Raw genomic sequence first — 14,983 nt, forward strand, 5'->3', positions numbered from 1 at the left:
GATGATTTTTGCGTCATATCTCATATTCTATAACCCAGTGTGTACCAATTTAAATTCTGATTTTTTGTTTCTACCCCGATTTACCGAGCGGATACCATAATATTTAGGTTGAAAATACTCAGCATCAAATCGATCGCTCTCTACAGTTTCACTAAAATTTGCTACATAAGTTTTCTGTGTAGACAAGTCCAAGTTATCTAGACCAAGTTCGTGCAGCAATAAAGCCTCGGCTTCAGCATAAATATTTTCACTGTCCCTATATCGACTGAGTGCAACAAAGACTTGTTTTCTAATTTCTGCTTGAAGGCTATAAGGTATGAACGGTATCTTTAGCCTTTTTAGTCCTTCCAAATTAATTCTTTGCTGAATTCCACCCTGGCTTTCGCGCTCTCTTAAAGCAATTCCTATTTTTGACTCAAGATATGCAGCAACAAAATACGGATCAAATTTAGAATCTTCTTCGATTCTAATTATTGCAATTGCTCGATTCGCTGTTAATATATCAAAGCTTTCTGGAACAATTGCAATATTACCAATTGTTCCCATAATAGACAACAATATATCATGTGGCTGAATATGTGAACGTTTAATAGTTCTAAAATAATCGTCTGAAACGTAAATAGGATCGGAGTTATCAATACGAAAGTTTTTTAGATCCTTAGCACGTAGATATCTTTTTCCTGAATCAAAAAGCTCAGGCAGTACCGCATGATCGCCGTCAGAAATCCATGCAATAGAACCTAGCTCGACATAGTTTTTCTGTTCTAAAGATGAAGAAATTTGTAGATAGAAAGGTTTATAGTACTCTGCATCTAGCCGATCAGCTCCTTCCAGTTTCGATTTGAAAACAATGCTCCAAACTGCCAATGCTCAATCCTCCTTTTGCTGAAACTGGCTCAATAACCAAGTTCCAACTTCAGACTGACTCATTTCACGGCTACGGCGTAAAGCTTCTTCTAAAATAGACATTGCCAATCCAGGCAATACCTGTGATTCTTGAATACGTTTACTGCCTTGATCTGCGATCGCATAAGCGATGATTTGAGCATTTGTCACATCCACCACCCAATATTCGGCAATACCTAATTCTTCATAGAGCGATCGCTTTGTACCCAAGTCATCCAACAGAGATGTTTTAGCAATTTCAATCACCAAATCCGGTGCAGGATACCGATCAAGTTTGACAATTCCTGTACCTGCTGGGATAACTTGGGCACGTTCTCTGAGGTAATACGCTACATCGGGCTGACAATCCTGAATACCAGTTTTACGAAAGGTAGTGGTGTCTAAACCTCTTGCCTGAATCCCTTTAAGTGCTGCAAATAGAGTCACTGCAAAAATAATTACAATATGGTCTTGACCATGATCAAAACTAACTGGTGGCATCTCCAGCCTCATATATCCTTTGTAGTAGTAACTCTTTCCCTTCTCGTCGAGCAAGTTGGTAACTATCTGCTCATACTCTTCCCAAGAGGTGTAAATCCATGTATCTGTGGGTAACTGGGTTTGTAAATCACTCATTGCTTAACCCTCCCGCCAAAACGAAAACTTTTGTTTCTTGGCAAAGTCTACAAATGCACTTGCAATCTCATTTAAATCGTGATCAATAATCATGTGTCCATGATCATCAATCATAGGCTTCCCGTCCACCCCCGGCTTGTAAACATATTCACCAGAGTTATCCTTACCACTGTTTTCACTGGTGGCAAAAAATATAGGATAGTCCTTGAGTTGAGGACAGTAGTGCTTAGAATTTGGATCATCGTTCCACTTTTGCAGGAACAAAACACTGGTTTTTGTACCAGTATGCGGTTTAAAAGTGTTCCCATGCAGCCCTACTACTGCTAAAATTCTGGCTCTCTCACTAATCCAAGAACGCACATGAGCATCAGAGATATTATTAAACCGTCCTTGAGGAAGCACAATTGCCATTCGCCCTCCCGGACATAAAAACTCTAAATTCCGTTCGATAAACAATACGTCTCGGCTTTGCTTTGTTTGCCAGCTTCCTGTATTTTCATAGCGTTTGTTAGCAATGGCACTAGCCTGTTCTTGACGTTCTTCAGGATCAGCTAGCGCCTCAACATCAATAGCTTTCCATTTCTTTGCAAGTTCATACTGATACAGAATTTTGCTATCTACAATATCTCCCGCGAATGGTGGATTGGTCATCAATACATCAAAGTTGAAGTAGCGGAAATTTTCTTTGTTCCACTCAGCATCAGCGCGATTCTCAAATTGTACTAAGCGGCGGCGTAGGGCAACTCGTATTTCGTCACTCCAATTTCTCGGATCAAGGGTATTGGCTCGATAGACGTTAGTTTTGCCATCACCTGCAATTAAATTAAGCGCTTTCGCAACCTTTACACTCCGGGCATCAAAATCAATGCCATACACCATTTCACTTGCATATTCTGCTTGATCTTTAGTGGGGCCATCTGCTGTCATTTCTCCACCCCAGACGTGAAAAATGGTATGAACTGTAAACCCACAACTTCCAGCCGCAGTGTCAATCATATACTCTTCCCATTTGGGATTGAGCATTTTGACACTCATATCAATGACATGGCGGGGAGTGAAATATTGCCCCTTCGCTCCCTTGTAAACTTGCGTTACCAAATATTCAAAGGCTTCATCAATGACTTGTAAGTTGGAGTTAAACAGCTTAATGTCTTGCAAGAACGAAACACACACAGCCAAATGGTCGGGGGTTAAATCGATGTTTTCTCCCGGTAGAAATACACCCTGCCATTTTTCTCTAGCTGCATGAAATAGCCGATTAATTTTGTCATATAATTCTTGACGAGTTTCACCAGCCGCCCGAAAATCTACAACTTTACCCGGTCGCCGCTTTGCTTGTGCCTCGTCATAGAGTTTAGCGTAAATTAACTTAAATACCTCTTCAAACTGATCAACCCCAGCGTTTGCTAGAACCAAGTTTTCCAAATCTAAAATAACATCCCGCAGAGAAAGACGTTCTACAACCAGCTTGTTACGTTTCTCAAGCTCTTGCAAAGTCACACGCTCATTAATGACTTCAGCTAGCGTTTGGTTTGCATGGGGTAAATCAGAAATACTGCGGTATATATTCGGGTCTTCCCGATGCAAAATGACAATTTCACCACCATTTGTCCAAACTGCAATGGGCGCACCTTCAGCATTACAGTAAGATTTCAGTTGTTCTAGACCATCTCGACGCTTGGGCTTCTTGACTTCCACAATAATATATGCGGTGTTGGGATGATCCTTTTCAGAAATCACGATATCTGCTCGTTTATCCCCAACACTAGAGCCAAAATAGACTCCCTTTTCTACAGCAATTCGAGCAGTTGGGTAGCCGTAGGTATGAATTAAGCGGTATAAAAACAGTTGGCGAACAATTTCCTCTGGTTTAGCCGGACGCTCTTTACCATCTACAAAATCTCGGAGATAAGGTTTCCCTTTTTTGTCAAAGAGTTCAAGTGCTGCAATTTCTTTTTCTGGATCAAATATATCTAGAGCATAATCAGTAGATTTTAAGATATCGATTAAGGTATAAATTGGAGTCGTCTTATCTGCCATGAACTTAACTTTGATTGTCAAAGCCTTCTTATTATCGACCCACAAGTGCTGAATTATCAACTTAAAGGCTCTGACTCCAAGGTTTAGGGCTACAACGGAAGTAAGAAGAACAAATGTTACATTTTTCTAAACTCAAATTTTAAGTTTTGGAACTAACTCATTAACTTTTTAATCAAGATGCAAGTACAAAATGGCAATGTGAGTGTTATTTTATTGAGTTGACTTTATAAATTTTCAACTTTTAGTAATTAAAATACCAACATTGAGCCTCTAAACTCGCAAGTCCGACCTTTTTGCTCGAACGTTGAGCCTCTGAACTCGGAAGTTGCACCTTTTTGCTCGAACGTTGAGCCTTTGAACTCGGAAGTCGCACCTTTTTGCTCGAATGTTGAGCCTCTGAACTCGGAAGTTGCACCTTTTTGCTCGAACGTTGAGCCTTTGAACTCGGAAGTTGCACCTTTTTGCTTGAACGTTGCGCCTTTGAACTCAAAAAAAGAAGCTCATAACTCGGAATGTCGTGCTTTTAACTCTAACATCCAAATTCTGAGCTTTAAAGTTACACTTTTCAAGTGCAATTACCGAGCTATTTTCTACAACGCTGCTTTTTGAGACTTGGATTTTCCAGGTTTACGAGCAAATCGTTGCCCCATTTCCACAACCACTGCATCTAAACCTGCACCTTGTCCACTAGCTTTAGCATAGTTATACACCTGCAACGCGGCTGCATAAGCCTCACTACCGACTGCAAGAGATGTATCATCGACCAACTCTTGTAACTGCGTCAACGACAACAAAACCGGATACAACGCTTCAAATAATTGCACATCCTTCCGCATCTCTTCTAAGTCAAACGATCGCGGTAAAAACTCTGGATTCTGCGCCGCCACCTCTAATGCTTTGCTGACAAATGCCCGACTCTTATCTCCCATCTTGGGTAAAGTCTTGCGATCGTCGGCACTCAAATCAACTAAAAATGGTAGCTTTTCTTTAATGGTGGCGATCGCTTGCAACACAGCATTTCTGTCTGTTGGTGCCAATGTTGCACTAATTTGGGTCGTAGACATAGAAATCACTCTCCAGTAAGTTTCTTTCATCTAGAGTGCCCAGATATACAACCAAAATTTCCATTGGCAGAGCAAAGTTGGTCATCGTCAAATAATTTTGGATTTTGAATTTTGGATTTTAGATTAAGGGATGCGATATCAATCCAAAATCTAAAATCTAAAATCTAAAATTCCCCAACAATGCCTTATTAGGCGTTAACTCGCTCTCAAAACGACTGTAAACAAGTTGGGTTGGATACCAAGAAGAAAACCAGTACAAATCTTGAATAACTTTGCCAGAACTATTCCCATCTGCAAACTCAAAGTGAACCAGACCTAAATTATTTAATCCAACTACTTCTCGCCCCTCCTGAAACCAACGAAATGTCCAAAACATCAGGGGTTGTAACCATTTCCATTTAGCATTTTCGGCTCGTTTCCAGGGAGCTACCAAGGATAATATATCTGCTGTGCAATCAGAAGTCTGAACACTGTTTCGAGGTATCCATTCCAGCACACCATGCCAGTCAGAGTTGGTCAACATCTGGCGATTATGGTGTAATTGTTTCTCTGAAATTTCTACCATATTGGGTGGGTTGATCCAGCCTATCCAATGTCGCAACTTTTCTGGTAACAGCCAATCTTTCAATCGTGTATGAATCAGCCGCGTCATAATCTCTTCATTCTTCAAGGCACTAGCGGTTAACTGCACTAATACAGACTGCAATTTGGAATGGGTGTGTGCATAAGACAAGTGAGCAACAGAACTGTAGTGGATATCTCCAGATAAAATAACTACTTGTTGACGTTCCTCAAACAAGGTGGTTAGGAATTTCGCCAGTGCTTCAACATTAATGTTCCAGGCATCTCCAACATCAGTTGAAAACACTTTCTCCTGTTTTAAATGCCAATGATGAATCCAATCAATCACTTGTAATCCAAATACATTGGTGGGTGCAATCACAAATGTAGTTTGAATCTGAGTTTGTTCAGCGATTTCTTGTAAAGGTAAAACTAGTTGTTGCTCAAAGGCTTTTGGACACAACAGCATCGGCGGCGCAATTGGTTTTTGATCGGCTGGATAACCCCGCCAAGTCCGCGTATCCAGCACAATTACTTCATGGCGATCGCTCCTAACTATATAATGCCAAGTTAGTGCTTCAGGATGTCGATCTAGAATAAATACTGGGCCGTCTCGGACTAAAATAGGTAAGTCTGTGTGGGGATCGTTGGCTGGCATACCTACATAATTAGCGATCGCTTCATCAGCCTTTGCATCTCTCCCTTGGGAAGCTGACCAAGTTTGGGCAGCCGCCAACAGCTTTTCACCTGGTTTCCCTTCTACAAATTGCTCAGGTGTATTGCCCCAAGCTTGAAACACCGTGTAAGCTAACAAGGCATTTTGGACTATGCGTCGCCCCAAGGGACGCCCCAATACTCGCAAACACCAAGCTTGGTTTAAATTCCAGTCATCAGTAACATCATGGTCATCAAAGATGCTGTACATGGGGATATTGGCAAGGGCGCGGCGCACTTTCCAAAGCGTGTAAATGAATTGTCGCAAATGCTTGACTGCCTGATTCCAGTCTTTGATAGCATGGCGATCGCGCGTTACTTGGTGTCCTTGGGGAAATGCGATCGGCCAGCACACTGGCGACCAAGCTAGTAAATAAGTGGCGTAATACTCGCCCAGGCTGAAAAGATGACTGTTAACTTTCTCGGCTTTATTATGTAATCCTGCGGTTAAGCCAGCTTGATTTGTCGCTACATCAGCCCGTTCTCCGGGGGGTAATTGCTGGGGGGTACAATACACTCCATTCACCGGAAGTTGTTCTTCCCAACCCAAAAGGGCATCCCCAAGAGTACTAGCAACCCACAACGATGGATCTGCGATATCATCTCCGTAAATTTGATCTCCCGTGAGGAACAACTGGTGAAGGCGGTTCTGGGGTTGATTCGCTGATGCTTGAATTAAACTGTCGAGAATCGGCAGTGCATCAAACCCATGACCATGAGGTTTACGACAGGAAGCATGGACAATTTGCAAATCTTGAAGATGATTTGGCGGCAGAGCAAAAGTTGGTTTTTGATGATCAAAGTAGCTAATGCTGACTGTCGGATGAGAGTTTGAGCATAATGCTTGTTGCATTTGCAGGGTTTGGTCAGCAATAGTAAATCGGAGGTCGTATGCATAGATGTGACCTCCCGTGAGGCAATGTCCAATTTTAGACCGAGCCGCGATCGCAACTACATGAAGATACTTACCCAGAGCAATAGTAGAGCGTTCTCCCTCAAATAAACAATTTCCTAGTGCTTCACCATCATTTGTTGTGTCATAAACCTTAAGTTCTACCTGACAAGACTGTTTCAGTGCTACCCATACCGTCACTGACTCAGGCTCAGTATGTTTGAGGATTGGCCCCGCTAAAATCAGTGGCAGTTGTTGTAAAAACTCGTCCCCAACTTGATACTTCATTGCAAACAGTTGACAGAATGGTAGTGTTTTGGATGATTATGCTTTATTTATAATCCAATCACCAAATGGGGACGAGTGTATTTGGAAGTCGTCAATCTGATTGTGTCTATACCCCATAGAAATTGTAAACACCGCCCAACAGCAGGAAATTATACAATTGATAGAAACGATATTAATTTACAAATTGCCGCACTTGAGTCGGGAGGAGATAGGGAAAATGTTCGGATTAAGTGAGTTAAAGCAAACTAGATTTTACCAAGAAGTTTTTGCAGAGGGTAAAGAAGAAGGTAAACAGGAAGGCAAGTTAGAAACAATACCTCAGCTATGGGCGTTAAGATTGAGCATTGAACAGATATCCCAAGCATTAGGTTTGGACGAACAAGTTGTTAGGCAAGTTGTACAACCAAAATCATAAGATGATGGAGAGTACCTAAATGGTTTGCTGGTTTTGGCAATTCACTATGGAGATTGCATAGAAGAATGTTCTGTGGGACGGGTGAGACAACCATCCCACAAGAGTCAATTTTGAATTAGTTCCGAGCAATACCTTCTTCCCGCGCTGCACGTTGTACAGCAGCAGCAACAGCAGTGACGACACGCTCATCAAAGACTGAAGGAATAATGTGTTCCCGATCTAAATCTGAGGGCTTGACTAAGGAGGCGATCGCACTTGCGGCTTCCAGGTACATTTTGATGGTAATTGTCTGTGCCCGACAATCTAAAGCACCACGGAATACCCCAGGAAAAGCTAAAACGTTATTAATTTGATTTGGGTAATCACTGCGACCGGTCGCAATGACAGCAACATCTTGACTGATTAATTCTGGCTGAATCTCTGGAATGGGATTTGCCATTGCAAACACAATAGGATCTTTCGCCATCGATTGCACCATTTCTGGTGTCAAAACTCCCGGTGCGCTGACTCCAATAAACACATCTGCCCCTTGCATTGCACCCGCTAATGTGCCCTGACCTTTCACAGCAAATTCAAGTTTTTCCTCTGTCAAATCGGTGCGACTGGTAGAGATAATCCCTTTAGAGTCGCACATCCAGATTTTTTCTGCCCCAGCTTTACGAAGTAACCGAGCGATCGCCACTCCCGCCGCCCCAGCACCGTTAATCACAATCTTGATTTCTGCTAAGGATTTATGTACCAGTTTCAAAGAATTAAATAACGCTGCCAAGGTGACAATTGCTGTACCGTGCTGGTCATCGTGAAAAACGGGGATATCTAATTCTTGGCGTAATCTCTTTTCAATTTCAAAGCAGCGAGGTGCAGCAATATCCTCTAAATTCACCCCCCCAAACACCGGAGCAATATTCTTAACTGTCTGGATAATTTCTTCTGTATCTTGGGTGGCGAGACAGATGGGAAAAGCATCTAGCCCAGCAAATTCCTTGAATAGCATTGCTTTGCCTTCCATGACTGGTAGGGCGGCGGCGGGGCCGAGATTTCCCAAACCCAAAACGGCACTACCATCGGTGACAATGGCAACAGTGTTTTGTTTGATGGTTAAGTTGTAAACTTCTTCTGGGTCTTGAGCGATCGCTGTACAAATGCGACCGACTCCGGGCGTGTAAGCCATTGCCAAATCGGAAACACTCTTCAGGGGAATTCGGCTGGTAATGCTGATTTTGCCACCACGATGTAAATTAAAGGTGCGATCGTAAACACTGAGTAACTTGATGTCTGGTAATGCTTTGACTGCTTGCACAATGGTTTCAGCGTGTTCGGTGCTAGCAGCATCCACAGTCAGATCGCGGGTGGATTCTTTGCGAGTTTGCTCGATTAAATCAATTTGACCGAGATTACCGCCAGTGGTGGCGATCGCCTGGGTTATTGATGCCAACATCCCTATCCGATTGGGAATCTGCAAGCGCAGTGTCAAACTAAAACTAGAATTCGGTGTGAGGTTTGCCATATTGATTTAGGATTTTAAGTTTTAGATTTTATATTGAATTGAGACACAAACTAAAATTTGAGCTTAGTAATCAGTGGAAACAATTTTTATTTATACCAACGCGTCTACTAATATAAATGAGTAACAATTTAGTAATTGTACCCAAATACACCAGATATTTTTTTAAAATTTTATCTCTGTAAATATTTGTACTTGGTAAAGCACTTGCTTGTATTAACGTGAGTTCGACGAACCTCTCCCTGCCTTGAACTAAAGGTTCAAGTCTGTCCCTCTCCGACTCGGAGAGGGACGGTTTTGCGTAGTAAAACCAGGGAGAGGTTTTTTGATTGAGCAAATTGGGTAGATATCATATAAGCAATGGAATTCACGTTGTATTAAGTTTTAGTCAGCTAAATGCTCAATAAACTCCGTATGTTCTTTTGAATTTAACCTTTGTTGCAGCACTGCTAAAACTGTAGTCATATCTCCTGTAATCAGTGAGGTGACAGCTAACCACAAACCTGGAAATACCCTACTTTTAATTACACCATCTGCATCCGCTACTAGTGGCAAATATTCACCATTTTGCAAACAGAACCAGTCGAGTTTATTCTCTAGAGTCTTCCAGACGATGTATTCCTGTACTCCGTTGCGGCGGTAGGCGCGTTTTTTGTCATATAAATCAATAGATGCACTACTGGCAGCTACTTCTGCTACTAATTCTGGTGCGCCCTCTATGTAATCATCTTTATCGATCTGCGCTTGTCCCTTAGCTGGTTTATCTATCAACAGCAAAACATCAGGCTGTGGTTCATTGTCTAAATCTAAGCGCACAGTAGCATTATCGCCTAGAGCTACGCCTGGGGTGAAAACTTGATACACTCCCAACCAAGTAATTAACTGTCCATGAGGTTGACCATGACTTCTAAAACGCAGAGGTGATGCCACGTAGACAACTCCTTCAATTAATTCTGCTTTTTTATTGGGCATTTCTGTATGGGACTTCCAAATAAAAAAATATTCCAAAACTGACACAAAAATCCTCTTAATCTCTCCTCTCTCTGTGTTCTCTGCGTCTCTGTGGTTCGTTTTTTAGGATAATTTATTCCTTGGAAATCCCTATAACGACGCTCGAATTCGTGGCGGGTTAAGCGATCGCCACTTTCTAAGGGAGGGATAAAAGCGCTATTATTGAAGCCATGTTCCACAGAAGTCGTCATTTCTTGATTCCTCATCCGCAGAAAGTTGTAGCTTGAATCTAACATAGCAGAGTGCGATGTCTTCTCCTGGAAAAATTGGTTTTTAGGTAAGGAATTTCCAATAAATAAATTATTACTAACTTGTGGGGTGGGTGTCTTGCCATTAGTGTCCCCTTAAGCCCAAACCCCTTTAACCTTTTCCCAAAACTAAATTCTGAGTTCAAAATGCAAAACCCAAGTAGTATTGAGCGTCGTGGCACAGCGCATCGCGTTTCGCGTCTCCCCTTGGGAGAAGAAATACGAAGTCTGTTTACAAGCCCCTAAATTTATTTATGGGAATCATTAATTTTGAATTTTGTTAGCGAGTCATCGAGCGTCATTTTGAATTCGAGCGTTCGCCCTTGGCATCTCGTAGAGAAGCGACGTGACTCCTGAATTTTGTTTCTATAAATACATTATGAAAATATTTTTTTGTTAAATAACTAACTTTTAAAAGTTTAATATTTATTATTTTGACAATTCATAAAAATTTACTTAAGCTAAAAGATAGGTTAAGCAAATCAACAAACGACAGCGATTTGATTTAGCTCCATCAAGAATTGCTGTCGCAGGCTATTGGCATAAGGAAATGAATCAAAACTAAAATTATTCCATGTAGGCAATTCAACCAGATTTGGCTACAAAAAGCTAAGACATGATTAAGCATATTGCACCGCGCAGATATTGAACAGAATCAGATCAATTATGGATGGATACTTGTGGTGGTGTTAGTGAGTGTCCATCAATTATTGAAGTTTGACTAGCGATTTTAGATTTGGGATTTTCGATTAGGGTGTTCGGATTTATCTCTCGTCAGGGACGGAATAAATCTAAAATCCAAAATTGGCACATCCAAAATCCACAATTTATTGAACAAAGTGCGGTAGATATGTCCAGGAGAAGACTATGCTTGAGTATTTTACATCTTTGAACGACCACAATTTACCTTATCCAGATACGGTTCACCCCATCGTTGTCCACTTCGTAATTGCGATGGTTTTGTTTTCCTTTGTCTGTGATGTAATTGGCTATTTTACTGGTAAATCCAGTCTTTTTGAGGTGAGTTGGTGGAATATGTTAGTTGCCACGATCGCCATCTTCGTCGCGATTATTTTTGGTCAGTTTGAAGCAGGGTTGGCACAGCCTTATAGCCTAGCAAAATCGGTGCTAAATTTGCATACGCTAATTGGTTGGTCGCTTTCAGGAATTATCACAGCGCTGACAGCTTGGCGTTATGTAATTCGTGCGCGCAATCCGCAAAAAGTACCGATTTATTATTTAGGAGCCGGACTAGTTTTAACCCTAATAGTTGGCTTACAAGTATACCTCGGCGATGAACTTGTTTGGGTATATGGATTGCATACCGTACCAGTTGTGGAAGCAGTAAAGGATGGTCTGTTGCGATGAACTCAGAATTAATTAACCAATTAACCGACTCTCTAGGCGCAAACGGATTACCTTACACAATTCCCATTCATCCCAACTTAGTCCATCTGACAATAGGTTTGTTCATCATTGGGATGACCTTTGATATTGTTGGTGTTCTGTTCCCCTTCCAAAAATGGGTCTTCAAATTTTTGGCAATTACTGTGGAACGTGACAACTTATTTGCTGTTGGCTGGTACAACATGTTAGCTGCCAGCATCATCACATTTTTCACAGTAGCAGCAGGGTTTTACGAAATGCTGTTGGCAACACCACCAGCTGATATGAAAAGTGCCTGGGGATTACAGGCAATGGAAAGTATGCTTTGGCATGGTGTAGGTGGTGTGTTCTTATTAGCGCTGATTGTTGGTATGACCATCTGGAGAGCTTGGCAGCGCTTCGTTTGGGGCAAACAAGAATATAAACAGACAGATAGAGAAGTGCAATGGATCTATCTGTTCGCAGGCATCGCAATCATGTTCATTCTGTACATCCACGGCACACTAGGAGCGCAACTAGCCGCCGAATTTGGTGTACACAATACAGCAGATAATTTGCTGCGATCGCACCAAGACCTCAATACAACACTCAAGTAAGTATTAGTCATTTGACTAATGCCCCATGCCCAATTCCCAATTCCCAAAGACCATGAAAATCCAGAAGATTTTAAATATTTTGACGCTGCTTACAGGCGCGATCGCAATCACTGTTATTAGTCTCTGGATCGGCAAGCAGGCTTACTCCTGGCTTCCTCCCCAAGCAGCAGCCGAGTCCAAACTAATCGATGATTTGATTAGCTTCTTAGTAACCCTCGGTGCCTTCATCTTCTTGGGAGTAACAAGTACTCTGATGTATTCTGTGATCTTCCATCGGGCAGTCAAAGATGACTTCACTGACGGCCCTCCGATTGAAGGTAATGTCACCTTAGAAGTTGTCTGGACAGCAATCCCAATTCTGTTAGTGTTTTGGATTGCAAGCTACAGCTACCAAGTTTATGAACAAATGGGAATTCAAGGCCCATCGGAAATGGTTCACCTGCATAATCCATTGGGAATGCAATCGGCTTATGCAGCACCAGCTAACGCCTTAGCAGAACCCGTTGAGAAAATTGACGTACTAGCTAAACAGTGGGCGTGGGTTTTTCACTACCCAGAAAGAGATATTACCAGTACTGAATTGCATTTACCAAGCGATCGCCGAATACGTTTAGCACTAAAATCACAGGATGTTTTGCACGGCTTCTATATTCCTGCATTCCGCCTCAAGCAGGATATTATTCCTAACCACGCGATCGACTTTGAATTTACTCCCATCCGCCCCGGCAAATACCGATTGACCGATTCTCAATATAGCGGCACATACTTTGCCACGATGCAAGCGAATGTAGTCGTCGAATCTCCTGAAGATTATCAGCAGTGGCTAGCCCAAGCTGCAACTCAAGAGCCAACCCCAGCAAAGAATCAAGCGGCTGCTGAGTATGCTCAAACATCCCATCAATCAGTCCAAACAGGTTGGGTTACAGTTCCACCTGCTGCACCTCCTCTAGTCAATTCTCCTGGTTGAAAGGAAAGTAACCATGACCAATGTTCCTATTGAAGGTATCCTTCTCCCAAATGAGAAGCCTAACCACGAATCTCCGGGTAACTGGAAAGAATACTTCAGCTTTAGTACTGACCATAAAGTTATTGGTATCCAGTATCTCGTTACCTCATTCTTGTTCTTTCTCGTCGGCGGTATCTTTGCGATGGTGATGCGGGGAGAACTGATGACACCCGAATCAGATTTAGTCGATCGCACCGTCTATAACGGAATGTTCACCATGCACGGCACTGTGATGCTGTTTTTGTGGACATTTCCCTCACTCGTTGGTTTTGCTAACTATCTAGTGCCTCTGATGATTGGGGCGCGAGATATGGCATTTCCCCGCCTGAATGCCGTCGCCTTTTGGATGGTACCAGTAGTTGGGATTTTGATGATGGGTAGCTTCTTTGTCCCTGGAGGCCCTGCCCAAGCCGGTTGGTGGTCTTACCCACCAGTCAGTCTCCAGAATCCCACAGGTAACTTAATTAATGGTCAAGTTATCTGGTTGCTAGCGGTAGCAATATCCGGCGTATCCTCAATTATGGGGGCAGTCAATTTTGTCACCACCATCGTCAAGATGCGGGCCCCAGGCATGGGCTTCTTCAAAATGCCCTTGTTTGTCTGGGCAGTATTTAGCGCCCAAATCATCCAACTATTTGGACTTCCAGCACTGACAGCTGGTGCGGTGATGCTGCTACTTGACCTCACTGTTGGCACCGCCTTTTTCGACCCCGCCAAAGGTGGAAATCCAGTAATGTTCCAGCATTACTTCTGGTTCTACTCCCACCCCGCCGTTTACGTGATTATTTTGCCTGTCTTCGGCATTTTCTCAGAAATCTTCCCAGTTTATTCACGTAAACCCCTATTTGGTTACAAAGTAGTTGCCATTTCATCCATCTTGATTGCCGTAGTTAGCGGCATTGTTTGGGTACACCACATGTACGTCAGTGGTACTCCTGGCTGGATGCGGTTGATTTTCATGCTGACAACGATGTGTGTATCTGTCCCCACAGGAATTAAAGTATTTGCTTGGGTGGCAACTATTTGGGGCGGTAAACTGCGGCTAAATACCGCCATGCTGTTTGCCTTGGGCGGATTAATCATGTTTGTTTTTGCTGGCATCACAGGCATCATGCTTTCCTCCGTGCCCGTTGATGTCCACGTTAACAATACTTACTTTGTGGTGGGACACTTCCACTACGTCCTTTACGGCACCGTGACGATGGGCTTATTTGCAGCCATCTATCACTGGTTCCCCAAAATGACTGGGCGGATGTACTCCGAAAGCTGGGGTAAAATCCACTTCTGGTTAGCCTTTATCGGCACCAACCTCAACTTTTTGCCCATGCACCCCTTGGGATTGCAAGGGATGTTACGCCGAGTTGCTTCCTACGCCCCAGAGTACCAATTCTGGAACATCATCGCTAGCCTCGGCGGATTCCTCTTAGGAATGTCCACCTTGCCCTTCATCTTCAACATGGTGATTTCTTGGATGCAGGGCGAGAAAGCACCTGCTAATCCTTGGCGGGCAATCGGACTAGAGTGGTTAGTTTCTTCACCCCCCCCAGTAGAAAACTTTGAAGAAACTCCCATCATCATCTCTGAACCCTACGGTTACGGCAAATCAGAACCCTTAACAGCCAACCTCCCAGAATAACGGCAACCATCGGGAAGACGCAAAAACCCTCCGCGCACCTTTGCGCTTCCCTCCGCGCACCTACCCTGCGGGAAGGCAAAGCCTATGCGTTTCAAACTCCC

11 protein-coding genes and 2 pseudogenes are annotated in these 14,983 nt (G+C 42.9%); 6 read left to right on the forward strand and 7 right to left on the reverse strand.

The window, feature by feature from the left end:
* Nucleotides 1–27: 27 nt before the first annotated feature.
* The 5 genes from V7L07_RS07415 to V7L07_RS07435 form a co-directional block, all read right to left on the reverse strand.
* Nucleotides 28–867 carry a restriction endonuclease subunit S gene (locus V7L07_RS07415; RefSeq protein ID WP_335056430.1) on the reverse strand — a complete coding sequence of 280 codons (840 nt, stop codon included), beginning with the start codon at nucleotides 865–867 and terminating at the stop codon, nucleotides 28–30.
* Nucleotides 868–870: 3 nt separating this feature from the next.
* The gene (locus V7L07_RS07420) at nucleotides 871–1,521 is read right to left on the reverse strand and encodes a Uma2 family endonuclease (RefSeq protein WP_335056432.1); all 651 of its coding nucleotides are present in this window, start codon (nucleotides 1,519–1,521) and stop codon (nucleotides 871–873) included.
* Nucleotides 1,522–1,524: 3 nt separating this feature from the next.
* Nucleotides 1,525–3,561 (reverse strand): N-6 DNA methylase, encoded by a 2,037-nt coding sequence (locus V7L07_RS07425; RefSeq protein WP_335056434.1) that lies wholly within the window; start codon nucleotides 3,559–3,561, stop codon nucleotides 1,525–1,527.
* A gap of 590 nt (nucleotides 3,562–4,151) precedes the next feature.
* Nucleotides 4,152–4,625 carry a hypothetical protein gene (locus V7L07_RS07430; protein WP_335056436.1) on the reverse strand — a complete coding sequence of 158 codons (474 nt, stop codon included), beginning with the start codon at nucleotides 4,623–4,625 and terminating at the stop codon, nucleotides 4,152–4,154.
* Between the two features lie 157 nt (nucleotides 4,626–4,782).
* Complete coding sequence (locus V7L07_RS07435; protein ID WP_335056438.1) at nucleotides 4,783–7,080, reverse strand: PhoD-like phosphatase; 2,298 nt, start codon at nucleotides 7,078–7,080, stop codon at nucleotides 4,783–4,785.
* Nucleotides 7,081–7,180: 100 nt separating this feature from the next.
* Here V7L07_RS07435 and V7L07_RS07440 point away from each other — a divergent pair.
* Together V7L07_RS07440 and V7L07_RS07445 are read left to right on the forward strand one after the other, a co-directional pair.
* Nucleotides 7,181–7,291: pseudogene (locus tag V7L07_RS07440) on the forward strand (DUF2887 domain-containing protein); the annotation flags it as partial.
* Nucleotides 7,292–7,297: 6 nt separating this feature from the next.
* Complete coding sequence (locus tag V7L07_RS07445) at nucleotides 7,298–7,495, forward strand: hypothetical protein (protein ID WP_335056637.1); 198 nt, start codon at nucleotides 7,298–7,300, stop codon at nucleotides 7,493–7,495.
* 115 nt (nucleotides 7,496–7,610) lie between these two features.
* Here the strand turns inward: V7L07_RS07445 and V7L07_RS07450 are convergent, their stop codons facing one another.
* Both V7L07_RS07450 and V7L07_RS07455 read right to left on the reverse strand, forming a co-directional pair.
* The gene (locus V7L07_RS07450; protein WP_335056440.1) at nucleotides 7,611–9,002 is read right to left on the reverse strand and encodes a malic enzyme-like NAD(P)-binding protein; all 1,392 of its coding nucleotides are present in this window, start codon (nucleotides 9,000–9,002) and stop codon (nucleotides 7,611–7,613) included.
* 381 nt (nucleotides 9,003–9,383) lie between these two features.
* Nucleotides 9,384–9,977 (reverse strand): annotated as a pseudogene (locus V7L07_RS07455) (Uma2 family endonuclease); the annotation flags it as partial.
* Nucleotides 9,978–11,125: 1,148 nt separating this feature from the next.
* On the opposite strand from V7L07_RS07455, the gene V7L07_RS07460 reads away from it, so the two are divergent.
* The 4 genes from V7L07_RS07460 to ctaD are packed head-to-tail and all read left to right on the forward strand — an operon-like array spanning nucleotide 11,126 to nucleotide 14,882.
* The gene (locus V7L07_RS07460; protein WP_335056442.1) at nucleotides 11,126–11,626 is read left to right on the forward strand and encodes a DUF2231 domain-containing protein; all 501 of its coding nucleotides are present in this window, start codon (nucleotides 11,126–11,128) and stop codon (nucleotides 11,624–11,626) included.
* Nucleotides 11,623–12,240, forward strand: coding sequence for a DUF2231 domain-containing protein (locus V7L07_RS07465; RefSeq protein ID WP_335056444.1), 618 nt, complete (start codon nucleotides 11,623–11,625; stop codon nucleotides 12,238–12,240). Before V7L07_RS07460 ends, V7L07_RS07465 begins: the two co-directional genes overlap by 4 nt.
* A gap of 52 nt (nucleotides 12,241–12,292) precedes the next feature.
* Complete coding sequence (locus V7L07_RS07470; RefSeq protein WP_335056625.1) at nucleotides 12,293–13,207, forward strand: cytochrome c oxidase subunit II; 915 nt, start codon at nucleotides 12,293–12,295, stop codon at nucleotides 13,205–13,207.
* A 13-nt stretch (nucleotides 13,208–13,220) separates the two neighbouring features.
* A complete protein-coding gene (gene ctaD, locus V7L07_RS07475; protein WP_335056446.1) occupies nucleotides 13,221–14,882 on the forward strand; it encodes a cytochrome c oxidase subunit I in 1,662 nt (553 codons plus the stop codon).
* The last annotated feature ends 101 nt before the right edge of the window (nucleotides 14,883–14,983 follow it).

The organism is Nostoc sp. (assembly GCF_036916985.1).
GTDB lineage: Bacteria > Cyanobacteriota > Cyanobacteriia > Cyanobacteriales > Nostocaceae > Nostoc.